The organism is Streptomyces sp. NPDC054757 (assembly GCF_053612185.1).
Genome location: NZ_JBSHBW010000044.1, coordinates 1 through 22,325, shown reverse-complemented (window position 1 = coordinate 22,325; position 22,325 = coordinate 1). Strand labels below are relative to the sequence as shown.

Sequence of the window (22,325 nt, the reverse complement as noted above, 5' to 3'; positions counted from 1 at the left end):
TTTCCATGACGCTCTGAATTAGTGAACGATGTTCACGTGAACATCGTTCACTATACTCGGGCGGCATGTCACCTGTGTCAAACGCACCCCGGGGCCGCCCCGCCCGCCTCACCCGCGCCGCCACGGTCGAATCCGCTCTGGAACTCCTGGACGAGGTGGGCATCGACGCGCTCACGATGCGGCGCCTGGCGGACCGGCTCGGCGTACAGGCGGGCGCGCTCTACCGCCACTTCGCCACCAAGCAGGATCTGCTCACCGCCATGGCCGACCAGATCCTCGGCACCGTCACCGCACCCGGCCCGGACGAGGTGTGGAGCGCCCAACTGCTGCATCTGGCCCGGTCGATGCGCCAGGCTCTGCTGGCACGCCGCGACGGCGCCCGGGTCTACGGCGGAACGCACTCAAGCGGCCCCCACACCCTGGCCCTGGCGGAGGCCACCGTGTCCGCCCTGCGCACGGCGGGCTTCGACGACGCCGACGCCGCCCGCGCCCTGTTCACCGTCACCAACTTCGTCCTGGGCAACACACTGGAGGAACAGGCGGCCCAGCCGGACGGCGCCGGCCGCCCCGCCGGTGCCGCGCTGGTACGGGACGCGGTGCTCCAGGGCGGCTTTCCGCACCTCAAAGCCGTGCTGCCCGAGCTGACCGGAGCCGACCTCGCTGACTACTTCGAGTTCGGCCTCAACGTGGTGGTCAGCGGGCTGCGCGCGACGCGCGAATGAGCATCCGTGATGCGGGCGGTGCGGCGTGACCGCGCAGACCTACCCCTGGGCGGTGGGGCGGACGACGATGTCACCCACATCGACACCGTCCGGCTGCTCGATGGCGAAGGCGATGGCGCGGGCCACCGCGTCCGGCGAAAGACCGATCTCCATCATCCTGTCGATCTGGTCCTTCACGGCCGGATCCATGCGCTCCGCGAAGTCCGTACGGACGACGCCGGGCGAGACGACGGTCACCCGCAGACTGTCACCGGCCTCCTGACGCAGGCCCTCGGAGATGGTGCGCACGGCGTTCTTCGTGCCGGCGTACACCGCCTGGAGCGGCACGATACGCAGTCCGGCGGTGGAAACGGTGTTGACGAAGTGCCCGAAGCCCTGCTCCCGGAAGACGGGAAGAGCCGCGGCGATCCCGTACAGGACCCCTTTGAGGTTCACGTCGATCATCTCCTCCCAGTCCTCGACGCGCAGGTCATCCAGACGGGAGATCAGACCGACCCCGGCATTGCTGACGAGGACGTCGAGCTTGCCGTATCGATCGCATGCCAGCTTGACGAGGCCGGAAAGGTCCTCGTGTCGCGTCACGTCCGTGCGGACCCAGGCGGCTTCACCGCCGGCCTTTTCGATGCGGGCGACCAGGGCCTCCAAACGCTCCGGACGGCGCGCCCCGAGGACGAGCTTCGCACCGCGCTCGGCGAGCAGGAGCGCGGTCGCCTCACCGATTCCGCTGCTGGCGCCCGTGATCGCTACGACTTTACCGTCGATTCCCGACATGATGGACAGCCCTTCCCATAGACGAGTGAGAGCGGCCGTGCCCTACAGTGAAAGTGGAGGCACCGCCACTTCATCCACACTAAGTGGCGGCTCCTCCACTTAGCAAACGGAGACAGGGAGAGTCATTGATGGCCCGGGACGCAGGACGCCCGCTGAGGGCTGACGCACAGCGGAACAGGGAGAAGATCCTGGCCGCCGCGGTGCGCGTGTTCACCGAGGAGGGACTGGATGCGCACTTCGAGCGCATCGCCAGAGAAGCGGGCGTGGGAACCGGCACTCTCTACCGCAACTTCCCGACCAGGGAAGCTCTGATCGAGGCGGCCTACCGCAACGAAGTGGCCCGGCTGTGCGAGGCCGTCCCCGGCCTCCTGGCGGCGATGTCGCCCCTTGAGGCCCTGCGAGCCTGGACTCGTCGCTTCATCGACTACGCCACCGCCAAACTCGGCATGGCCGACGCCCTGCGAGCCGTCGTGAACTCGGGAACCAATCCCTACGCCGACAGCCACGAGATGATCCAGGCCGCCCTCTCCTCCCTCATGGACGCCAATACCACTGCCGGAACGATCCGGTCCGACATCAGCCCGACCGACATGTTCGCCGCCCTCGCCGGTATCGCCCTCACCTCGGCCAAGCCCGAGCAGCGGGAGCAGGCCGAACGCCTCCTCGATCTCACTCTGGACGGACTGCGATCTGCGCCGTCGCGGCTCACCGAGAACTGACGGCGGATGCACGGACATCACCGAAGCCGCTGTTCAGCGGTCTGCTCCCGTACCGCTCGACCGGAGCCCACGGAGCGCGTCCTGCCCCGCCCGACCGGAGTCGGCCTCGCCGACTCCTTCGAGTTCGGCCGCAACGTGGTGGTCAGCGGGCTGCGCGCGACGCGCACTCCCTGACGGCGAATCACCATGTTGTAGGCTCTTCCGACTTGTCCGATGCCCATGCCGAACTCGCCCCATCTGCCAGTACTTCGGCCGACCCAGGGGGCGAGTGGGGACTCATCGCCATCGGCGCCGGGGGACACTGTCGAGAATCAGAGAGGGACACCCATGCCCATCAGGAGTGCGCGTCTGCCCAGCAGGAGTGCGCGTTACGGCCTCTCGGCCGCTGTGCTCGTCGCCGCGGGGCTGGCGCTGACCGCGTGCGGATCCGACGACTCGACCTCCGCCTCCGGACCCTCCGCCAGTGCGTCCGCCGCCACGAACTCCGCACCGTCAAGCACCGCTTCGTCCAGCACCGCACCGGCCGACAACGGCGGCCAGGGCTCCACCGATGATGCGGCGCCTTCGGCCTCCGCGGACGCGTCCACGACGCAGGACGCGAAGCCGGGGAGGTCGAAGGGCAGCCGGAGCGCCCAGCGGGACTGCGGGCCCGACCAGCGGGGCCTGGAGGTGATCGTGCCGGGTTCGGACACCCCCACCAGCTGCGACACGGCCCGCGCGGTCGCCAACGCCTACGGAAAGGCCGACGGCGCCGGCGGCAAGTCCGCGGTCACGGTCACCGTTGCCGGCGCGGCATGGCTGTGCAAGGAGGAGCAGGGCGGCATCGACCCCTACCTGGCCTGCACCAACACCGCCAACAAGGCGCAGAAGGTCCAGATGAGCTCCTGAAGGTCGCGGCGCTGCGTGCGGACCGGCGGCCGGCAGGACGTTCCGGCGGGAATCGCCCCCTCACCGGAGCGCCAGTACGGGTGGACTCCGCACCACGCCGGAGTGTCGGGGTCCGGCACCTCCCGGATTCATAGCATGATCCGACTCTCATTCCGGGGTTCTGGTCATGAGGTGAACTGGATGGGCAGGGCAGACACGTGTCGTTGACCCGCCGGGCTGTACTCACCGCCCTGGCGTCCGCCGGACTGGCGGGCTGCGACGCCCGGCCGGGCCCGCCGCGAGCGTCCCTGTCCCGCCGTACCACCCCGTCGGACATCGAACCGCCCAGCCGCACACCGCACTCCGGCCGCCGGACCACCCCCATGGCAGCGGGCCCGGCCCTCACCCGCTCCGCCGCGGTCGCCCGGTACGGCTCGGACTCCCCGACGAGCTGGGGCTTCGACGCACCGGGCGTCCTGACCGCACTGCCCCGGCCCCAGCGGGCCATCGCGCTGACCTTCGACGCATGCGGGGGCCCCGGAGGCAGCGACTACGACCAGGACCTGATCGGCTTCCTCCGGTCGAGGAAAGTACCGGCGACACTCTTCATCAACTCACGCTGGATCGAGGCCCATCCGGCGGTCTTCCGCACCCTGGCCACCGACCCGCTCTTCGAGATCGCCAACCACGGAACCCGGCACCGCCCGCTCTCGGTCTCCGGCCGCTCGGCGTACGGCATCCCCGGCACACGCGACGCGGGCGAGGTCTACGACGAGGTCTCCGGCAACCACACCGAACTCACCCGGCTGCTCGGCCGCCCGCCCCGCTTCTTCCGCTCCGGGACGGCGTACTACGACGACATCGCGACCCGCATCGTGGGCGCCATCGGTGAACGCCCGGTGAGCTTCACGGTCAACGGCGACGGCGGCGCCACCTTCACCCCGGAACAGGTCCGCACCGCCGTCGCGGCGGCCCGCCCGGGATCGATCGTGATCGGCCACATGAACCATCCGACGGGCGGCACCGCCGAGGGAATCGCCGCAGCGGTCCCCCAACTCCTCGCGTCCGGGCACCGGTTCGTCCGGCTCTCGGACGGGTGACCGGGCGACCGGTCAGAGCTGCCCCGCGACCTCCGTCGCCCAGTACGTGAGGATCATGTTCGCGCCCGCCCGCTTGATACCGGTCAGGGTCTCCAGGATCGCCCTCTCCCGGTCGATCCAGCCCTTCTCCGCGGCCGCCTCGACCATGGAGTACTCACCGCTGATCTGGTACGCGGCCACCGGAACCGACACCGAATCGGCGACCTTCGCGAGGATGTCCAGATACGGTCCGGCCGGCTTGACCATCACCATGTCGGCGCCCTCGGCGAGGTCCAGTTCCAGCTCGCGCAGCGACTCGCGGGCGTTCGCCGGGTCCTGCTGGTACGTCTTGCGGTCGCCCCGCAGCGAGGAGCCGACGGCCTCGCGGAACGGGCCGTAGAAGGCGGACGAGTACTTCACCGTGTAGGCGAGGATCGACACGTCCTCCTTGTCGATCGTGTCCAGCGCGTCCCGGATCACGCCGACCTGGCCGTCCATCATGCCGCTGGGGGCCACCACATGGGCGCCCGCATCGGCCTGGACCTGCGCCATCTCCGCGTACCGCTCCAGCGTGGCGTCGTTGTCGACCCGGCCCGACTCGTCCAGGACCCCGCAGTGGCCGTGGTCGGTGGTCTCGTCGAGGCAGAGGTCCGACATGATCACCAGGTCGTCGCCGACCTCGGCGCGCACATCGCGCAGGGCCACCTGGAGAATGCCCTCCGGGTCGGTGCCCGCCGTGCCGATGGCGTCCTTCTTGGCGTCCTCCGGAACACCGAAGAGCATGATCCCGGCGACCCCCGCGGACACGGCGTCGACGGCCGCCTTCCGCAGAGTGTCACGGGTGTGCTGGACCACGCCCGGCATCGCCGTGATCGGCACCGGCTCGCTGATCCCCTCCCGCACGAAGGCGGGCAGGATCAGATCGGCCGGGTGCAGCTGCGTCTCGGCCACCATGCGGCGCATCGCCGGGGTGGTGCGCAGCCGCCGCGGACGGGCGCCCGGGAAAGATCCGTACACAGTCATCCTCAGTTACCTCTTCGAACTCTGCGAACTCTGCGAGCCGTTCGGGCTCTTCGGCCCCATCGGCCCTTCGAACTCCTCGGCCGACCGCTCAGTGCTCAGGTGGTACGACGCCTGCGGCCACCGGGACGGCGCTCGCTGGGACGGGTGACCGCCTCGCCCGCCTCCCTGGCGGTCTCGCGGCGCTGCGCACCGAACTCGGCGAGCGCCTCGGCGAGTCTGTGCACCGAGGGCTCCGGCGAGAGTACGTCCACCCGCAGCCCGTGCTCCTCGGCCGTCTTGGCCGTGGCGGGGCCGATACAGGCGATGACCGTCACATTGTGCGGCTTGCCCGCGATACCGACCAGGTTGCGGACCGTACTCGAAGAGGTGAAGAGGACCGCGTCGAAGCCGCCGCCCTTGATCGCCTCACGGGTATCGGCCGGCGGCGGCGACGCGCGCACCGTGCGGTAGGCGGTGACGTCGTCGACCTCCCAGCCCAGCTCGATCAGCCCGGCCACCAGGGTCTCGGTGGCGATGTCGGCGCGCGGCAGGAAGACCCGGTCGATCGGGTCGAAGACCGGGTCGTAGGGCGGCCAGTCCTCAAGGAGACCGGCGGCCGACTGCTCCCCGCTCGGTACGAGATCGGGCTTGACGCCGAACTCGACCAGCGAGGCCGCGGTCTGCTCGCCCACGGCGGCGACCTTGATCCCCGCGAAGGCACGGGCGTCGAGCCCGTACTCCTCGAACTTCTCCCGGACCGCCTTGACGGCGTTGACGCTGGTGAAGGCGATCCACTCGTAGCGCCCGGTGACCAGGCCCTTGACCGCGCGCTCCATCTGCTGCGGGGTGCGCGGCGGTTCGACGGCGATGGTGGGGACCTCGTGCGGCACGGCGCCGTAGGAACGGAGCTGGTCGGAGAGCGAGGCCGCCTGCTCCTTCGTACGCGGAACGAGCACCCGCCACCCGAAGAGCGGCTTCGACTCGAACCACGACAACTGGTCGCGCCGGGCGGCCGAGCTGCGCTCGCCGACCACGGCTATGACCGGCTGGTGGCCTTCCGGCGACGGCAGCACCTTGGCCTGCTTCAGCACCTGGGCGACCGTGCCGAGCGTCGCGGACCAGGTGCGCTGGCGGGTGGTCGTACCGGCGACGGTGACGGACATCGGGGTGTCCGGCTTGCGGCCCGCCGCTACCAGTTCACCGGCGGCGGCGCCGACCGAGTCGAGCGTCGTGGAGACCACCGCGGTCGCGTCGCTGGCGCCGATCTCGCTCCAGCAGCGGTCGGATGCCGTACGGGCGTCGACGAAGCGGACATCGGTCCCCTCCGCGTCCCGCAGCGGCACACCGGCGTACGCGGAGACGCCCACGGCGGTCGAGACGCCCGGAACGACCTCGAACGGGATGCCCGCCGAGGCGCAGGCGAGCATCTCCTCGCCGGAGTTGCCGTCGAGCCCGGGGTCCCCGGTGACGGCACGGACGACCCGCCTGCCGCCCCGCGCGGCCTCCATGACAAGATTGCCCGCATCTCGGATGGCCGGGATCCCGGCGGCTGTTGACGCTTCGTCAACAACCGTCAGCTGAGGCGTGCTTACGGTCGCCCGCGCATGGCTGCGTACGACATCGAGCACCTGTGGCTCGGCGATCAGTACGTCCGCACTCGCGAGCGCTTCGACGGCGCGCAGGGTGAGGAGTCCCGGGTCCCCGGGTCCGGCACCGAGGAAGGTGACGTGCCCGTGGGCGGGAAGGGCGGCTGGCAGGTTCGAGGTGGGGTTCATCGTGCTCGCTCCCCCATAAGACCGGCCGCACCCTTGGCCAGCATCTCGGACGCGAGTTCGCGCCCGAGCGCCTCGTTGCCTTCGTGCGACGTGGGTACGGGACCGGTGGTGGACAACTGCACCAGCTCGGAGCCGTCGGGCGAGCCGACGACACCGCGCAGGCGCATCTCGGTGACAACCTGCCCGTCGGCCAGGACGTCGGCCAGTGCGCCAACGGGCGCACTGCAACCGGCCTCCAGGGCGGCGAGCAGGGATCGCTCGGCGGTCACGGCGGCCCGGGTGAACGGGTCGTCGAGCTCCGCGAGCTGGGCGACGAGATCAGCGCGGGATGCCGCGCACTCGACCGCCAGGGCCCCCTGGCCGGGGGAAGGCAGAATGATGTCGACCGGCAGGTACTCGGTCACCTCGGCCGCCCTGCCCGCACGGTGCAGCCCGGCCGCGGCGAGAACCACCGCGTCCAGCTCCCCCTTGCGGACGAAGTCGATCCGGGTGTCGATGTTGCCGCGGATCGGCACGGTCTCGATGCGCATCCCGTGGTTGCGGGCGTACGCGTTGAGCTGCGCCGTCCTGCGCGCCGCGCCGGTACCGATCCGGGCGCCGTCCGGCAGCTGCTCGAAGGTCAGCCCGTCCCGCGCGATCAGCACGTCCCTGGGGTCCTCACGGACCGGGATCGCGGCCAGCACCAGGCCGTCCGGCTCGGCGGTCGGCAGATCCTTCAGCGAGTGCACGGCGAAGTCGACCTCGCCGCTCATCAGCGCATCACGCAGGGCGGTGACGAACACACCGGTCCCGCCGATCTGCGACAGATGCTCACGGGAGATGTCCCCGTACGTGGTGATCTCGACGAGTTCCACGGGGCGACCGGTGATCTGCCGCACCGCCTCGGCGATTTGTCCTGACTGCGCCATGGCGAGCTTGCTGCGCCTGGTCCCCAGCCTCAAGGCATCGGTCATGCCCGCCCTCGGTTCTTGACGTCTGTGTTGCTCAGGTCGGTCAGATCGGCCCTGCTGACGGCCGCGACCGTCAACGGGTCGAGGTCGAAGAGTTCCCGCAGCGCGTCCGCGTACCCGGCGCCGCCGGGCTCGCTCGCGAGCTGCTTGACCCGCACGGTGGGAGCGTGCAGGAGCTTGTCGACGACACGGCGCACGGTCTGCGAGATCTCCGCGCGCTCCTTGTCGTCCAGATCGGGGAGGCGTCCGTCGAGCCGGGCGATCTCACCGGCGACAACGCCCGCCGCCATGGTGCGCAGCGCCACGACGGTCGGAGTGATGTGGGCGGCCCGCTGGGCCGCGCCGAACGCGGCGACCTCGTCCGAGACGATGGTCCGTACGGCGTCGACATCGGCGGCCATCGGCGCGTCCGCCGACGCGTCGGCCAGCGACTCGATGTCGACCAGCCGCGCCCCGCTGATGCGGTGCACCGCGGCGTCGATGTCGCGGGGCATGGCCAGGTCGAGCAGGGCGAGCCGCGGCGGCACTCCGCTGTCGTCGTCGGCGGTGGCGGCGATGCGGCGTACGGGGCGGGGGGCATCGGCCGGTGCCGAGGCGGCCCAGGCACCGTGCTGCTCCAGCGCGTCCACCGCGCGGGCGGCGGCGGTGGCGGCCGTGGCGTCGGCGGGCACATCGGGGACCGGCTCGGGGACCAGGCCGAAGTCCGTGGCGTCGCCCGGCCCGGAACCCGTGCCGCCGACCGGCCGGGAGCCCGTCCCGGCGTCCGGCCCGGCGGTCGGCTCCGCGGGGGTGAACTCCTCACCCAGCGCACGGGCCACGGAATCCGCGGTCAGTACGAGACCGGTCGCCCCCGTACAGGAGACGACGAGGTCGGCGCGGGCCAGCTCCTGGTCGACGGCGTCCATCGGGACGGCCGCCGCACTCACCCCGGCGCCGCCGAGGATCTCCGCGAGCCGCTCCGCGCGCGCCTGCGTCCGGTTGGCGACGACGATCTCCCCGGCGCCCGCGCGGGCCAGCGTCGCGGCGGCCAGCGAGGACATCGAGCCCGCGCCGATCACCAGGGCGCGCTTGCCCCGGGCCCAGGCGGCCACATCGGGGCCGCCCGCGAGCTGTTCGAGGCCGAAGGTGACGACCGACTGCCCGGCCCGGTCGATCCCGGTCTCGCTGTGCGCACGCTTGCCGACCCGCAGGGCCTGCTGGAACAGATCGTTCAACAGCCGCCCTGCGGTGTGCAGTTCCTGGCCGAGCGCGAGGGCGTCCTTGATCTGGCCGAGGATCTGGCCCTCGCCCACGACCATCGAGTCCAGCCCGCACGCCACCGAGAAGAGGTGGTGGACGGCCCGGTCCTCGTAGTGCACATAGAGATAAGGAGTGAGCTCCTCCAGGCCGACACCGCAGTGCTGGGCGAGCAGCGTGGACAGCTCGGCGACGCCCGCGTGGAACTTGTCCACGTCGGCGTAGAGCTCGATGCGGTTGCAGGTGGCGAGCGCCGCGGCCTCCGCCGCTGGCTCGGCGGCCAGCGTGTCCTGCAACAGCTTGGCCTGCGCATCAGCGGAGAGCGCCGCCCGCTCCAGGACGCTGACGGGCGCGCTGCGGTGACTGACTCCGACGACCAGAAGACTCATGCCGGCATCACGGCGGGCATGTCCCCGTCGGGTCCCTTCCGGTCGGCGTGGGCGGTGCGGGCGCTGACGGTGTGCGCGGCGGCAGCGGCGGCGTGTGCGGCGCCGCGCACCGGGGGCGCGTCGGTGTCGGGGTCGGCGAGCATCCCCTCACCGGCCTTCCGCTGCTCGTGGAAGGCGAGGATCTGCAGCTCGATGGAGAGATCGACCTTGCGGACGTCGACGCCCTCCGGCACCGAGAGCACGGTGGGCGCGAAGTTCAGGATCGAGGTGACACCGGCGGCGACGAGCCGCTCGCAGACCGGCTGCGCGGCGCCCGCCGGTGTGGCGATGACACCGATGGAGACGCCGTTGTCCGAGATGATCTTCTCTAGGTCGTCGCTGTGCTGGACGGGGATCCCGGCCACCGGCTTCCCGGCCATGGCGGGGTCGGCGTCGATCAGCGCGGCGACCCGGAACCCGCGCGAGGCGAACCCGCCGTAGTTGGCGAGGGCGGCGCCGAGGTTACCGATACCGACGATCACGACCGGCCAGTCCTGGGTGAGACCCAGCTCACGCGAGATCTGGTATACGAGATATTCGACGTCGTAGCCGACACCCCGGGTCCCGTACGAGCCCAGATAGGAGAAGTCCTTGCGCAGCTTCGCGGAGTTGACCCCGGCGGCGGCCGCGAGCTCCTCGGACGAGACCGTGGGTACGGAGCGCTCCGAAAGGCCGGTGAGGGCCCGGAGGTACAACGGAAGTCGGGCGACGGTGGCCTCGGGGATTCCTCGGCTACGGGTCGCCGGTCGGTGAGTTCGGCCAGTTGCCACGGTGCTCCTGCCAGATGAGCGAGGCTGCAGGCGGCCACATGCAGCAGGACCGCCCCGTCGAATGCAGGCTATGTCTTTGTGAACGCGTGCACAAAGATAGTGTCCGTTTTGTCCGTGCAAAGTGACCGGGGTCACGCACTTCGGCGGCGCATTGACGGAACCGTGGGCCGATCCGATGCGTTGAGATCCCAAAGGGGGCAAAACCGCACACACTCCTCACGCCTACGCCCCCGAGACCGCTCAAATCGCCCACGATGGTAGCCGTATTTCGCACCCGGGGACTCCGCGCGGACCGGCCGGCCGCCCCGGCCCGCCCCTCCGCACGAACAGGTCCCGTACGTTCCCGTTCAGGAACGCAACGCGTGGCGGAGACGGTCGGGGTCGACCCGCCAGAAGGTGTGCTGCTCCCCGTCGACGAGGACAACCGGAATCTGCTCCCAGTACGCGTCATGGAGCGCGGCGTCCTGGGTGATGTCCTTCTCCTCCCACACCGCGCCGGTCTCCTCGCACACCGCGGAGACCACGGCGCGCGCATCGTCACAGAGATGGCACCCGGGCTTCCCGACCAGAGTGACGACCCGCTCGGCGGGATTTCCTTGACCGGCGCTGCGGCGGAACAGAGGACTCATGCCCCCATTCTCCGCCGTCCTCGTACTCCGCCGCCCACACCGCCCCGCCCCACCACCGGCAGACCCGGGACCGGAACCCGGGCGCATCCGCACCCCAGAGTTCACGCCACCGCATTCCGTCGGATGAGGAACGCCGCACCGAACTGGCTATGCTCGCACCATGGCCGCACTGGGATGGCTCACCCCCCGCAGGCGCTCGGCAACAGCACGCAGCGTGCTGGCAGGCGAGGCCGCAGCCGAAGCAGCCCGCAAGTCCTCGCAGGAGACGGCACAGGACGGGACCGGCACGTCCGCCGCATCCGCCGACTCCCCCGAAGAGGCCGCCCCGGAGCCCGAGTTCCCCGTCGCGGGCGACAGCCTGGCCGCCGCCTTCTTCGATCTCGACAACACCGTGATGCAGGGCGCCGCGATCTTCCACTTCGGCCGCGGCCTGTACAAGCGGAAGTTCTTCGAGCGCCGTGAGCTGGCCAGGTTCGCCTGGCAGCAGGCGTGGTTCCGGCTGGCCGGCGTCGAGGACCCCGAACATATGCAGGACGCCCGCGAGAGCGCCCTGTCCATCGTCAAGGGCCACCGCGTCTCCGAGCTGATGTCCATCGGCGAGGAGATCTACGACGAGTACATGGCCGACCGCATCTGGCCAGGCACCCGCGCCCTCGCCCAGGCCCACCTGGACGCGGGCCAGAAGGTCTGGCTGGTCACGGCCGCCCCCGTGGAGACCGCGACGATCATCGCCCGCCGCCTCGGCCTGACCGGGGCGCTCGGCACCGTGGCGGAGTCGATGGACGGCGTCTACACCGGCCGCCTCGTCGGCGAACCGCTGCACGGCCCCGCGAAGGCGGAGGCGGTACGCGCGCTCGCCGCCGCCGAGGGCCTCGACCTGACGCGCTGCGCCGCGTACAGCGACTCGCACAACGACATCCCGATGCTCTCGCTCGTCGGCCACCCGTACGCGATCAACCCCGACGCGAAGCTGGCCCGTTACGCCCGCGAGCGCGAGTGGCGGCTGCGGGACTACCGCACCGGCCGCAAGGCCGCCAGGGTCGGCATCCCGGCCGCGGCCGGGGTCGGCGCCCTGGCGGGCGGCACCGCGGCGGCCGTCGCCCTGCACCGCCGCCGCCACTGAGCCGTACGCGAATCTGAGCCGCACGCAGCTGGGCCGCACGCATATCCGGGCCGCACGCCACCCAGCCGTACCGCCGTACGCCACCGATCCGCACCGCCGCACGCCACCGAGCCGTACCGCTGGCCCGGTACCGGTGCTACCCGCGGGCGGGCAGCAGCCGCCCGGCCGCCTCGGCCACCAGTGCGTCAGCCGCCGCTGACCGCGGCGTCAACACGCCCGCACCCCCGCGCCACTCCGAAGAACGCGGGCGAATCGAACTTCTTACCCCGCTGCCCCCGCCGCCAGTCCGGTTGCGGCGACTCGCGCACAAGTGACCCCCCAACCAAACGGATCGTGGGGCTATCCGATCAATAAACGGTCACGAAGTGCTACTTGATCCGACGCGTAGACGTAACAGAAGCGACGTAATCGATGATTTGAGCAACTGGGTGTAGCACTGCCTGTACGAAGCGTTATTCTCCTCAGACGCATACCGGACCTCACTCGCCATCACGTCGAGTGAATCATCCAGCACTGCACGTGATGGAAGCTCTGCCTCTGGGAGTCCCGTGTACCCACACGTCGGGGTTGACGCCTCGGGCCTGGCTACGCTGCGCGCAACGGTCCTTGACCAGCTGCGCGGCTTTGTCCCCACCGCGTACGCCGCCCCCGCATTCGCCACTGCCGCGCCCGCCGGCAACTGTTACGCCCTCGCCGAGGCCGGTGCGGCCGTCGGCAGACGCAGCCGTGGCGGCACCGGCACGTCCACCGCCCGTCGGCCTGCGGCCGACAGCGACAGCGCACGCATGATGGACCTCGTCGAACGCGCTCAGGCCGGCGAGGCCGACGCCTTCGGGCGCCTCTACGACCAGTACAGCGACACGGTCTACCGCTACATCTACTACCGCGTCGGCGGGAAGGCGACGGCGGAGGATCTCACCAGTGAGACCTTCCTGCGCGCTCTGCGCCGGATCTCCACCTTCACCTGGCAGGGACGCGACTTCGGCGCCTGGCTGGTCACCATCGCCCGGAACCTGGTCGCCGACCACTTCAAGTCGAGCCGTTTCCGGCTCGAAGTGACCACAGGCGAAATGCTCGACGCCAACGAGGTCGAGCGCAGCCCGGAGGACTCCGTCCTGGAGTCCCTCTCCAACGCCGCCCTGCTCGAAGCCGTGCGGAAGCTCAACCCACAGCAGCAGGAGTGTGTGACCCTGCGCTTCCTGCAAGGACTCTCCGTCGCCGAGACGGCACGGGCCATGGGCAAGAACGAGGGCGCCATCAAGACGCTCCAGTACCGTGCCGTGCGGACGCTGGCACGGCTCCTCCCCGATGACGCACGCTGATCGAAGATGACCCGTACTGATCACAACTCACCGTCAGTCATGGCCTCATGACACTGCGGTCCGATCATCCTTCGTCCGTAACCCAAGTGCTGTGCGGCTCGTTGTGTGGGGTGCAGGCTCCCTGTGGTCAAGCCACGCCCGCAGGTTCTCACCCGATCGAGTGGAAACACTCAAGGTGGGCAACCCTCCGGACCCCGAGGGGAGTCGATCGTCATGACGAGAGGAGGTGCCGCCAGTGATCGGACAAGTTTCGGCACACCGGCGGGCGAACGCCTTCGCCCAGGCCCTGGAGGAGCAGACACTCCAGGGCTCGGCGGCCGACCAGCCCGAAGCTCCCACCGACCCAGGCGCACCAGGGCAGTTGCTGACCCTGGTGGCCGGGCTCGAAGAGCTACCCAAACCGCAGCTGGATCCTGAGGTCAAAGTGGTGCAACGAGCCCAGCTCGTGGCCGCCATGGAGACGATGCTCGCGGGGGGAGGTGTGTCAGAGGGCCCTCAGGTGCCCGAACAGCGGACCGGCCGAGGCGCCCACCGGGCGTCCCCGCTCCGGAAATTGCGCCCCCGCTCCCGCTGGTCGAAGGGCCTCGCTGCGGGCGGACTCACCGTCGGCGTCGCGGCCGGAGCCTTCAGCGGCGTCGCGGCTGCCAGCTCCGACGCCCTCCCCGGTGATTCGCTGTACGGGCTGAAGCGCGGCATGGAAGATCTCAAACTGGGGATGGCGAACGACGACGCCGCCCGTGGCGAGATCTTCCTCGACCAGGCTTCCACCCGTCTCCAGGAGGCACGCCGCCTCATGGAGCGCGACCGGGCGGGCCGGCTCGACCACGAGCAACTGGGCGAAGTGAGACGCGCGCTGAACGGCATGAACCACGACGCCGGAGAAGGCCACCGGCTGCTGCACGAGGCGTACGCGAGGAACGGGGCGCTCGGCCCGATCCAGACCCTCTCCTCGTTCTCCCGCTCGCACCGGGAGGCCTGGAGCAAACTCCGGGGCCGGCTGCCCGTCCAGCTCCACGACGTGGGAAACCAGGTGAACTCGGTCTTCGACGCCATAGACCAGGAGGTCGCCCCGCTCCAGTCGCAGCTGCCGCGCACCCCCGGCACCCCCGCCCACACCCCCGGGCACACGGACACCTCAAGGCCGGGCACCCCCGGGACCGACCGTCCCGGCCCCACATCGGCCGCCCCCGAGCACCACAGCAAGGACAGCGCCCGGCCGCATCCGTCCGGCTCCGAGACCGGCACCTCGGACCAGGGCCTCATCGGCGGCAGCACCGGCGGTCTCCTCGACCCGCCGAAGAGCGGCAGCGGCTCGTCCTCCTCGTCGGAAGGCACGGGCAAGTCCGGCGAAGGCAGCAAGCCCGCACCGGACGTCACCCTTCCCCCGCTGCTCCCCGGCCTGCTCCCGGGCCTCGGCATCAACAGCGAGGACGCGGAGTAGGCGAGGACGCGGAAGAGGCGGAGCACTCCGTATGTACGAAGGTGCCGGGCCCGGCGGATCACGGGCCCGGCACCTTCGTCAGCGGACCGGCCCTCATTCGTCAGCGGACCGCCCCTCAGAAGAAGACCGACCGCCGCTGCACCAGCAGCTTGTACAGCGTGTGCTGGATCTGTTCCCGCACCTGATCGGTCAGGTTGAACATCAGCATCGGATCCTCGGCGGCCTCGGCCGGAAACCCGTCCGTCGCGATCGGCTCACCGAACTGGATGGTCCACTTCGTCGGCAGCGGCACCAGGCCCAGCGGCCCCAGCCACGGGAACGTCGGCGTGACCGGGAAATACGGGAAGCCCAGCAGCCGCGCCAGCGTCTTCGCGTTACCGATCATCGGGTAGATCTCCTCCGCCCCGACGATCGAGCACGGCACGATCGGCACCCCGGCCCGCAGCGCGGTCGACACAAAGCCGCCCCGCCCGAACCGCTGGAGCTTGTACCGGTCGGAGAACGGCTTCCCGATCCCCTTGAACCCCTCGGGCATCACCCCGACGACCTCACCGCGCTGGAGCAGCCGCTCCGCGTCCTCCGCGCACGCCAGCGTGTGCCCGGCCTTCCTGGCCAGCTCGTTGACGACCGGCAGCATGAAGACCAGATCCGCCGCGAGCAGCCGCAGATGGCGCTCCGCCGGATGGTGGTCGTGCACGGCGACCTGGAGCATCAGACCGTCGAGCGGCAGCGTCCCCGAGTGGTTGGCGACGACGAGCGCCCCGCCGTCCGACGGGATGTTCTCGACGCCCTTCACCTCGACCCGGAAGTACTTCTCGTACAGCGGCCGTACCGCCGACATCAGCACCTGGTCGGTGAGTTCCTTGTCGTACCCGAACTCGTCGACGTCGTACTCGCCGGTGATCCGCCGCCGCAGGAAGGCCAGCCCGCCCGCGATCCGCCGGTCCCAGTCGCCCCCGGCGGCCGACGACGCCCGCTCCGCCTGACCGTGCACGGGCGCCACCGGATCCGACGGCTCAGCCTGCCCGTCCGGCCCGTCCGTCCCCGGACCCGTCTGCTGCTCCGGTACGGGCGCGAGCGGCCCGGTGGCGGCCCTGCCCCGCGTCCCGGACCGCTTGGCGGGCTTGCCGCTCCTGTTCCGCCTCGCCCTCGGCTCGTCGCCGAAGGGGATGACCTTGGCATCGGCCATGTCAGATGCGCTCCTTGCTGACGGAGTGGGCGGGGGTCACGGGCCGGCCTGCACCGGCGGCGGTGGGCCCGGCAGGCCCGACGGATTCGGCGAAGGCGGCGACCCGGTCGACCGCCCGCGCCAGCGCCCGGGGCGGCAGCAGGCCGTCGCCGCGGCTGAGCGCGAAGTCCTCGAAGGTCTCGGCCGTCGAGTATCTCGGTTCAAAGCCGAGTGTCTCGCGCATCTGCGCCGTGCTGACGACCCGGCCATGGGTGAGCAGCCTGATCTGCTCCGGTGAGAAGTCGGTCACTCCGACGGTCCGCAGCGCGGAGCCGACCCAGTTCACGGCGGGCAGCAGCACCGGGACGGTCGGCCGGCCGAGCCGCCGCGAGCACTGCGAGAGCAGCAGCACCCCGTCGCCCGCGATATTGAAGGTGCCGCTGTTGAGGGTCCCGCGCGGCGGTTCGCCGAGCGCCAGGCGGAGTACGTCGATGACGTCGTCCTCGTGGACGAACTGGAGCCGCGGGTCGTAACCGAAGACGGTGGGCAGCACCGGCAGCGACAGATACTCGGCCAGCGGATACTCCGTGCTCGGCCCCAGGATGTTCGCGAAGCGCAGCACGCAGACCGCCACATCGGGCCTGCGCCGGGCGAAGCCCCGTACATAGCCCTCGACCTCGACCGCGTCCTTCGCGAAGCCGCCGCTGGGCAGCGACTTGGGGGGCGTCGTCTCGGTGAAGACGGCCGGGTCGCGCGGCGCCGATCCGTACACATTGGTGCTGGACTTGACCACCAGGCGCTGCACGCTCGGCGACTTCTGGCAGGCGCCGAGCAGCTGCATGGTGCCGATGACGTTGTTCTCCTTGACCGCCGTCCGGCCGCCGCTGCCCAGCGGGGTGCCCGTGACATCCATATGGACGACCGTGTCGACGTCGTACTCGGCGAGTACCCGGGCGATGGCGGGCTGGCGGATGTCCGCCCGTACGAAGACGGCGTCACCGAGGCCGTCCGCCGGCTCCGCGATGTCCACCGCGATCACCCGGTCCACCTCGGCGTCGCGCTGTATGCGGCGCACGAGCCGGCCTCCGAGCTGCCGGGCCACTCCGGTGACGAGCACGACCTTGCCCAAGATCAGCGCCTTCCCATTCGGACTCCCGTACGGGCCACGGTAGCGGCTCGTTGTCGCGCGGTACCGGTGATGCGCTCCGTGAAGTCATCGGAAATCTACCCGCAGGAACGCGCCGAGGCCCTCCCACCATGCTGGCGGGAGGGCCTCGGAACCACGTACAGCTGTCGCTTACTTCTTGTTGCGACGCTGAACGCGGGTGCGCTTGAGCAGCTTGCGGTGCTTCTTCTTGGCCATCCGCTTACGCCGCTTCTTGATAACAGAGCCCACGACTACCCTCGCTCACTTCTCTTCACTCGGTGCGGGGCGTCTGGGCCCACACGACCTACGTCGGCCTAGCCTACCTGCCGCCGAGTGAGGGACGTAATCCGAGGGGAACCCCGGGCTCCGACCCGACCCAGCTAGGCGGTCTGGACCCCCACGAAGGACTCGCGGAGGTACGCGTGCACTGCTTGCTCCGGCACCCGGAAGGACCTGCCCACCCGGATCGCCGGCAGATGACCACTGTGCACCAGCCGGTACACGGTCATCTTGGACACTCGCATCACCGAGGCGACTTCCGCCACGGTCAGGAACCTGACCTCGTCGAGAGGCCTCTCACTCCCAGCAGCCATGACCCACCTGAACCTTCCGCACCCGACGGGGCACCGGCTTCCCCTTCCGGTGACTCTTCGTCGTGGCGCGCTCACTCACCAGACTAGGTGCGGGTGATACGAGTGGGGAAGAGGAGCAACACCCCCTTCCCTACTGGGATATCAGCGCACGATCAATGACATAACGGGTGAGCGGCCGATAGTGGTCCGGCCGCACCGCATCGTCGAGCGGAACGGCCACCGAGACCCGGCCCTCGGCCTCACCGACGAAGAGCGCGGGGTCGTCGGTGTCCGCCAGCCCGATGGCCTCGACCCCCAGCTGACCTGCCCCGCAGACCCATCCGTGGTCACCGACGACCAGCCCGGGAAGCCCGTACGAACCCCCCGCCGCGGCCTCCAGCGCGACCCGGACGGGAAGCGGTGAATGGGTGTGTGCGCCGGGCTCACTCCCCGCCGTCCGCACGCCGGGTTCGCGCATCAGCGCGACTCCCCGTACGTACTCCAGGAGGTGCGTACGTACGCCGAACCGGGTCGTTATGTCGACACTGCGGCCCTGCGCGGGGGTGAGGACAGTACATCCGGCCGCCGACAAGGCGTCTGCCAGCCCGGCGTAGAACCCGAGCAGCCGATGCGGATGCCCGGTCCCGAACAGCACACCGGCCCCACGCGCCACAGCCTCCCGGAGCCGCCCGGCGAACGCGTCGAGCGCGGCCACCGTCCGCTCCGGATCGATGACATCGGGTCCCGACACATGCCCCGGATCACCGGACACCCCGCACCGCTCGGCCATCAGCCCCAGCAACTCCCGCTCCCCCCAGGCCCGTTCGGGATGGAGCCCGAGGGTGGCCCGCGGATCACGCGCCGCGAAGAGCCGATAACTGCGCAGACTCACCTCACGGGAGGTACTCACGGCCCCGGCCAGCCCGGCCGCCAACAGATGCGCACGGAGTGCGCCGGTGGTCAACACCCTGCCGATGGTGCCGCAATGCCCGCCGGGGCGGGCGGGAACGACGGATATGCACCACAGTTGGCGTAACCCACGCGCCGGCAGCTCTCAGGCCGTCCCAGAACTCCAGAGCCGGTCCGGCGATTGAGGACACCACCCCGAGCCATCAGGCACCACAGGCACCCTCTCGAGCCCGTCCGGCGATTGAGGACAACCCGGGCCGCCCAGTACCGCAGACCCCACCACCAAGCCCGTCCGGCGATTGAGGACACGGGGGTCCGGGGGCTTACCCCCCCCCGGTTTCGGGAAGGGGCGGGGAGGGGAAAGCCCGCCGCAGGCGCCCACCCACACCGCGCGCCCGCCCACACCGCACCACCGCCCCACCAGGCGCCCCCCCTAAGCCAACAACCCCCGCAAGGGAAACGCCGCCCGCCGAGTAGCAAGCACAGCCTGATCAAGCCGATCCGCAGGGTCGTACCCCTCGTCCCACGACCGCCACTTCACCGGCCACCGCCCATCCGTCATCCGCGCGGGCCCCACCCCCCGGGTCCGCGCGTACACCTCGTCCCGCCAGGAAGCCGGAATGACCGACTCGGGCTCGATCTCGGCATGCCCGGCGATCCCCACCAGATGCGTCCACGACCGCGGTACGACGTCGGCCACGGCGTAACCACCCCCGCCGAGCGCCACCCACCGCCCCCCGTCCGCGTACGTGTGCGCCAGCTCGTGGCAGGCGGCCTGCACAGCCCGCTGCGCGTCCAGCGAGACCGCCAGATGCGCCAGCGGGTCCTCGAAGTGCGTGTCGGCCCCGTGCTGCGACACCAGCACCTGCGGCCGGAAGTCGGCGAGCAGCTCGGGGACCACGGCGTGGAACGCCCGCAGCCACCCGGCGTCCCCCGTCCCGGCCGGCAGCGGCAGGTTCACCGCCGAGCCCTCCCCCGCGCCCTCGCCCGTCTCGGTCGGGAAACCCGTACCGGGAAAGAGCGTCCGGGGATGCTCGTGCAGCGAGACCGTCAGCACCCGCGGATCGTCCCGGAACGCCTCCTGCACACCGTCCCCGTGGTGCACGTCCACATCGACGTACGCGACCCGCTCCGCCCCCAGTTCGAGCAGCCGGGCGACGGCCAGAGCCGCGTCGTTGTAGATGCAGAACCCGGAGGCCGCCCCCGGCATCGCGTGGTGCAGCCCGCCCGTGAAGTTCACCGCGTGGTCCGTGTCACCGCGCCACACCGCCTCCGCCGCACCGACCGACTGCCCGGCGATCAGCGCGGAGACCTCGTGCATCCCGGCGAAGGCCGGATCGTCCGGTGTACCGAGACCGTACGAGACGTCCGCCGCCGCCGGATCGGCCGAAGCCGCCCGTACGGCGTCCAGATAGTCCGCCCGGTGCACCAGCCGCAGGGTCGAGTCCCCGGCCGGCCGGGCGGCGACGACATCGACCGCGCGGTCCAGTCCGTACGCCCGGACCAGCCCCATGGTCAGTGCGAGCCGCACCGGATCCATCGGGTGGCCGGGCCCGAAGTCATACCTCGTTACTGCTTCGTCCCACATCAACAGTCCGCGGCCGCTCATGCCGCACACCGTATCGGGCATCGCCGTGGCCGAACGAGCGGGCGTACCCGAGGGTCGCCAGCACCAGGACCATCGGGATGAGCATCGCGCCCCGGTAGTTCCACGCGTCCCCGATCGCCCCGACCAGCGGCGAGCCGACCAGGAATCCCACGTAGTTGAAGATGTTGAGCCGCGCGATGGCCGCGTCCGACGCCTGCGGGAACAGCCGCCCGGCGGCGGCGAAGGTCTGCGGCACGATCACACAGAGCCCGAAGCCCAGCAGCGTGAACCCGAGCATCCCCACCCAGGGCCCGGTCGCCGCAGCCACCACCCCGAACCCGAGAGCGGCGACGACCGACCCGAACCGCACCACGGCCACCGCACCGAAGCGCCGCACCCCGAAGTCCCCCACGGCCCTGCCCAGCAGCGTGGTGACCATATAGACGTTGTACGGGACGGTGGAGAGCTGCTCGGAGCTGCCCAGGACGTCCTGCAGATACTTGGCGCTCCAGTTGGAGACGGTCGAGTCACCGATGTAGGCGAAGGCCATCACCAGACACAGCGGCAGCAACATCCGGAACACAACAGAACCACCGGCCCCGCCGGCCTCACCGACCCCACCGGCCTCAGCAACCACCTCGGCACCTGCAAGGGCACCCGCACCCCCATCCGTCCCCGCGGCCGCCCCATCCGCCTCCCGGGCGTCCGCGTACCACCGGCTCGCCACCAGGCACGCGGGCAGCGCGATCACGACCACCGGCCAGTACGAGGTGAGCAGCGACAGATGCCAGTGCGCCCCGGCCCAGGCCAGCGAGGCCCCGGCGATCCCACCGAGGCTGTACGCGGCGTGGAACCCGAGCATGATGCTGCGCCCGTAAGCCCGCTGGAGACTCACCCCCAGCATGTTCATCGAGGCGTCCAGCGCACCCACCGCGAGCCCGAACACCCCGAGCGAGACAGCCGCCTGCCAGAGCTGGGTACCGGCCGCGGCACCGAGGAGGGCCAGCAGCACCACGGGCTGCGCCCAGCGCAGCACGGCCGACGGCCGCACCCGCTTCACCAGCTGCTCGGTACCGACGCTGCTGAGCCCCGCGAGGACCGGAACCGCGGCGAGGAAGACGGGAAGCAGGCCGTCGGATATCCCGTAACGGTCCTGGATGGCAGGGATCCGCGTCACCAGAAGCGCGAACGCGGCGCCCTGCGCGAAGAAGCTGAGCCCCAGAGAGGCCCGGCCGTGCCGCAGGCGAACATCTGTCGTCATGGCGGCACAGTAGGCCCCTCGCCTACCCGTGGGTAGATGGATCAGGCAAGGAGTTCGGGCAGTTGCGACATATCCGAGAAGAAACCGTTCGCACCGGCGAGCCGCTCGGCCGGAGTCATCGCCGTAAACCCGTACACATCCATCCCGGCGGCATGGGCGGCCGCCACTCCGAGCGGGCTGTCCTCGATGACGACGCACCGCTCGGCGGCCACGCCCATCTGCTGGGCCGCGTGGAAGAAGAGGTCCGGCGCCGGCTTGCCCCGCCCGACGTCCTGCGCGCTGAAGATCCACTCGTCCTCGAACCACTCATCGAGGCCGGTGACCCGCTGGCTCACCCGGATCCGCTCGTGGGTACCCGAGGAGGCGACGCAGTACGGCACCCCCTGGGCGACCAGTCCGCCCAGGACGTCCCCGACTCCGGCGACCGGCTGGAGCTCGGTCTCGTACGCGGTGAAGATCCGGGCATGCAGGGTTTCGTCGAAGTCGTCGGGAAGCGGCTGTCCGCTCCGCTCCAGGATGGTGTCGTGCACCCGGTGCACGGCGGCACCCATGTAGTCACGGAGGGACTCGTCGTACGAGGTGGGGTGCCCCAGCTCAGTGAGGTACCCCGCGAGGATGGTGTTGGAGATCGGCTCACTGTCCACAAGGACGCCGTCGTTGTCGAAGATGACCAGGTCGTAGCGCATACCTTGACCATAAACGCAAAAATGCCTCAGCCCCGGACCATAACGGTCCGGGGCTGAGGCCAAAAATTGTTCGGCGGCGTCCTACTCTCCCACAGGGTCCCCCCTGCAGTACCATCGGCGCTGAAAGGCTTAGCTTCCGGGTTCGGAATGTAACCGGGCG

General features: G+C 70.5%; 22 protein-coding genes and 1 rRNA gene. 7 read left to right on the top strand and 16 right to left on the bottom strand.

Translation table 11 applies throughout. The annotated features are described in order from the left end of the window. The first annotated feature begins 65 nt into the window (after positions 1-65). Positions 66-722, top strand: coding sequence for a TetR/AcrR family transcriptional regulator C-terminal domain-containing protein (locus tag ACWGKJ_RS32700; RefSeq protein ID WP_385027710.1), 657 nt, complete (start codon positions 66-68; stop codon positions 720-722). A gap of 39 nt (positions 723-761) precedes the next feature. Here the strand turns inward: ACWGKJ_RS32700 and ACWGKJ_RS32695 are convergent, their stop codons facing one another. Then, positions 762-1,493, bottom strand: a complete 732-nt coding sequence (locus tag ACWGKJ_RS32695) for an SDR family oxidoreductase (RefSeq protein WP_385027713.1) — start codon at positions 1,491-1,493, stop codon at positions 762-764. A gap of 128 nt (positions 1,494-1,621) precedes the next feature. Between ACWGKJ_RS32695 and ACWGKJ_RS32690 the strand changes: the two genes are divergently transcribed. The 3 genes from ACWGKJ_RS32690 to ACWGKJ_RS32680 all read left to right on the top strand — a co-directional run bounded on the left by ACWGKJ_RS32690 (position 1,622) and on the right by ACWGKJ_RS32680 (position 4,179). Further along, entirely contained in the window at positions 1,622-2,212 is a 591-nt protein-coding gene (locus tag ACWGKJ_RS32690; RefSeq protein ID WP_385027716.1) for a TetR/AcrR family transcriptional regulator, read from the top strand. 327 nt (positions 2,213-2,539) lie between these two features. Continuing rightward, entirely contained in the window at positions 2,540-3,100 is a 561-nt protein-coding gene (locus ACWGKJ_RS32685; RefSeq protein WP_385027719.1) for a hypothetical protein, read from the top strand. Between the two features lie 203 nt (positions 3,101-3,303). Then, the gene (locus ACWGKJ_RS32680) at positions 3,304-4,179 is read left to right on the top strand and encodes a polysaccharide deacetylase family protein (RefSeq protein ID WP_385027722.1); all 876 of its coding nucleotides are present in this window, start codon (positions 3,304-3,306) and stop codon (positions 4,177-4,179) included. 12 nt (positions 4,180-4,191) lie between these two features. Here ACWGKJ_RS32680 and hemB read toward each other — a convergent pair whose 3' ends face one another. From hemB to ACWGKJ_RS32650, 6 genes are all read right to left on the bottom strand, one after another. After that, complete coding sequence (gene hemB / locus ACWGKJ_RS32675) at positions 4,192-5,181, bottom strand: porphobilinogen synthase (protein WP_385027725.1); 990 nt, start codon at positions 5,179-5,181, stop codon at positions 4,192-4,194. Between the two features lie 95 nt (positions 5,182-5,276). After that, positions 5,277-6,935, bottom strand: a complete 1,659-nt coding sequence (locus tag ACWGKJ_RS32670) for a bifunctional uroporphyrinogen-III C-methyltransferase/uroporphyrinogen-III synthase (protein WP_385027728.1) — start codon at positions 6,933-6,935, stop codon at positions 5,277-5,279. Then, positions 6,932-7,888: a hydroxymethylbilane synthase gene (gene hemC, locus ACWGKJ_RS32665; RefSeq protein ID WP_385027731.1), complete on the bottom strand. Its 957-nt coding sequence runs from the start codon at positions 7,886-7,888 to the stop codon at positions 6,932-6,934. The genes ACWGKJ_RS32670 and hemC overlap by 4 nt, the downstream gene beginning before the upstream one ends. Further along, entirely contained in the window at positions 7,885-9,510 is a 1,626-nt protein-coding gene (locus ACWGKJ_RS32660; RefSeq protein ID WP_385027734.1) for a glutamyl-tRNA reductase, read from the bottom strand. Before ACWGKJ_RS32660 ends, hemC begins: the two co-directional genes overlap by 4 nt. Next, entirely contained in the window at positions 9,507-10,319 is an 813-nt protein-coding gene (locus tag ACWGKJ_RS32655; RefSeq protein ID WP_385027737.1) for a redox-sensing transcriptional repressor Rex, read from the bottom strand. Before ACWGKJ_RS32655 ends, ACWGKJ_RS32660 begins: the two co-directional genes overlap by 4 nt. A gap of 347 nt (positions 10,320-10,666) precedes the next feature. Further along, positions 10,667-10,948 carry a glutaredoxin family protein gene (locus ACWGKJ_RS32650; protein ID WP_385027740.1) on the bottom strand — a complete coding sequence of 94 codons (282 nt, stop codon included), beginning with the start codon at positions 10,946-10,948 and terminating at the stop codon, positions 10,667-10,669. 160 nt (positions 10,949-11,108) lie between these two features. Here ACWGKJ_RS32650 and ACWGKJ_RS32645 point away from each other — a divergent pair, with 160 nt between their 5' ends. The 3 genes from ACWGKJ_RS32645 to ACWGKJ_RS32635 all read left to right on the top strand — a co-directional run bounded on the left by ACWGKJ_RS32645 (position 11,109) and on the right by ACWGKJ_RS32635 (position 14,834). After that, complete coding sequence (locus ACWGKJ_RS32645; RefSeq protein WP_385027743.1) at positions 11,109-12,071, top strand: HAD family hydrolase; 963 nt, start codon at positions 11,109-11,111, stop codon at positions 12,069-12,071. Between the two features lie 548 nt (positions 12,072-12,619). Further along, positions 12,620-13,393, top strand: coding sequence for an ECF subfamily RNA polymerase sigma factor, BldN family (locus tag ACWGKJ_RS32640; protein WP_385027746.1), 774 nt, complete (start codon positions 12,620-12,622; stop codon positions 13,391-13,393). A 235-nt stretch (positions 13,394-13,628) separates the two neighbouring features. Then, the gene (locus tag ACWGKJ_RS32635) at positions 13,629-14,834 is read left to right on the top strand and encodes a DUF5667 domain-containing protein (RefSeq protein WP_385027749.1); all 1,206 of its coding nucleotides are present in this window, start codon (positions 13,629-13,631) and stop codon (positions 14,832-14,834) included. 115 nt (positions 14,835-14,949) lie between these two features. Here the strand turns inward: ACWGKJ_RS32635 and ACWGKJ_RS32630 are convergent, their stop codons facing one another. The 9 genes from ACWGKJ_RS32630 to rrf form a co-directional block, all read right to left on the bottom strand. Then, positions 14,950-16,023, bottom strand: coding sequence for a lysophospholipid acyltransferase family protein (locus ACWGKJ_RS32630; protein ID WP_385033780.1), 1,074 nt, complete (start codon positions 16,021-16,023; stop codon positions 14,950-14,952). A gap of 1 nt (position 16,024) precedes the next feature. Next, positions 16,025-17,131: an NAD-dependent epimerase/dehydratase family protein gene (locus tag ACWGKJ_RS32625; RefSeq protein WP_385033783.1), complete on the bottom strand. Its 1,107-nt coding sequence runs from the start codon at positions 17,129-17,131 to the stop codon at positions 16,025-16,027. 168 nt (positions 17,132-17,299) lie between these two features. After that, the gene (locus tag ACWGKJ_RS32620) at positions 17,300-17,398 is read right to left on the bottom strand and encodes a 30S ribosomal protein bS22 (RefSeq protein ID WP_003948845.1); all 99 of its coding nucleotides are present in this window, start codon (positions 17,396-17,398) and stop codon (positions 17,300-17,302) included. A 131-nt stretch (positions 17,399-17,529) separates the two neighbouring features. Next, positions 17,530-17,742, bottom strand: coding sequence for a helix-turn-helix domain-containing protein (locus tag ACWGKJ_RS32615; protein WP_385033787.1), 213 nt, complete (start codon positions 17,740-17,742; stop codon positions 17,530-17,532). A gap of 130 nt (positions 17,743-17,872) precedes the next feature. Then, entirely contained in the window at positions 17,873-18,688 is an 816-nt protein-coding gene (locus tag ACWGKJ_RS32610; RefSeq protein ID WP_385033790.1) for a phosphatase, read from the bottom strand. A gap of 375 nt (positions 18,689-19,063) precedes the next feature. Then, entirely contained in the window at positions 19,064-20,239 is a 1,176-nt protein-coding gene (locus tag ACWGKJ_RS32605) for an acetoin utilization protein AcuC (RefSeq protein ID WP_385033793.1), read from the bottom strand. Beyond that, positions 20,190-21,479 carry an MFS transporter gene (locus ACWGKJ_RS32600; RefSeq protein WP_385033796.1) on the bottom strand — a complete coding sequence of 430 codons (1,290 nt, stop codon included), beginning with the start codon at positions 21,477-21,479 and terminating at the stop codon, positions 20,190-20,192. The genes ACWGKJ_RS32605 and ACWGKJ_RS32600 overlap by 50 nt, the downstream gene beginning before the upstream one ends. A 41-nt stretch (positions 21,480-21,520) precedes the next feature. After that, complete coding sequence (locus ACWGKJ_RS32595; protein WP_385033799.1) at positions 21,521-22,165, bottom strand: HAD family hydrolase; 645 nt, start codon at positions 22,163-22,165, stop codon at positions 21,521-21,523. Between the two features lie 68 nt (positions 22,166-22,233). After that, positions 22,234-22,325: ribosomal RNA gene (gene rrf / locus ACWGKJ_RS32590) — 5S ribosomal RNA — on the bottom strand; the annotation flags it as partial.

What these genes read in the sequence shown, in the direction of transcription:
- ACWGKJ_RS32700 (WP_385027710.1), top strand. Translation starts at nt 66, where the DNA reads ATGTCACCTGTGTCAAACGCACCCCGGGGCCGCCCCGCCCGCCTCACC.
- ACWGKJ_RS32695 (WP_385027713.1), bottom strand. Translation starts at nt 1,493, where the DNA reads ATGTCGGGAATCGACGGTAAAGTCGTAGCGATCACGGGCGCCAGCAGC.
- ACWGKJ_RS32690 (WP_385027716.1), top strand. Translation starts at nt 1,622, where the DNA reads ATGGCCCGGGACGCAGGACGCCCGCTGAGGGCTGACGCACAGCGGAAC.
- ACWGKJ_RS32685 (WP_385027719.1), top strand. Translation starts at nt 2,540, where the DNA reads ATGCCCATCAGGAGTGCGCGTCTGCCCAGCAGGAGTGCGCGTTACGGC.
- hemB (WP_385027725.1), bottom strand. Translation starts at nt 5,181, where the DNA reads ATGACTGTGTACGGATCTTTCCCGGGCGCCCGTCCGCGGCGGCTGCGC.
- ACWGKJ_RS32670 (WP_385027728.1), bottom strand. Translation starts at nt 6,935, where the DNA reads ATGAACCCCACCTCGAACCTGCCAGCCGCCCTTCCCGCCCACGGGCAC.
- hemC (WP_385027731.1), bottom strand. Translation starts at nt 7,888, where the DNA reads ATGACCGATGCCTTGAGGCTGGGGACCAGGCGCAGCAAGCTCGCCATG.
- ACWGKJ_RS32660 (WP_385027734.1), bottom strand. Translation starts at nt 9,510, where the DNA reads ATGAGTCTTCTGGTCGTCGGAGTCAGTCACCGCAGCGCGCCCGTCAGC.
- ACWGKJ_RS32650 (WP_385027740.1), bottom strand. Translation starts at nt 10,948, where the DNA reads ATGAGTCCTCTGTTCCGCCGCAGCGCCGGTCAAGGAAATCCCGCCGAG.
- ACWGKJ_RS32645 (WP_385027743.1), top strand. Translation starts at nt 11,109, where the DNA reads ATGGCCGCACTGGGATGGCTCACCCCCCGCAGGCGCTCGGCAACAGCA.
- ACWGKJ_RS32630 (WP_385033780.1), bottom strand. Translation starts at nt 16,023, where the DNA reads ATGGCCGATGCCAAGGTCATCCCCTTCGGCGACGAGCCGAGGGCGAGG.
- ACWGKJ_RS32615 (WP_385033787.1), bottom strand. Translation starts at nt 17,742, where the DNA reads ATGGCTGCTGGGAGTGAGAGGCCTCTCGACGAGGTCAGGTTCCTGACC.
- ACWGKJ_RS32605 (WP_385033793.1), bottom strand. Translation starts at nt 20,239, where the DNA reads ATGAGCGGCCGCGGACTGTTGATGTGGGACGAAGCAGTAACGAGGTAT.
- ACWGKJ_RS32600 (WP_385033796.1), bottom strand. Translation starts at nt 21,479, where the DNA reads ATGACGACAGATGTTCGCCTGCGGCACGGCCGGGCCTCTCTGGGGCTC.
- ACWGKJ_RS32595 (WP_385033799.1), bottom strand. Translation starts at nt 22,165, where the DNA reads ATGCGCTACGACCTGGTCATCTTCGACAACGACGGCGTCCTTGTGGAC.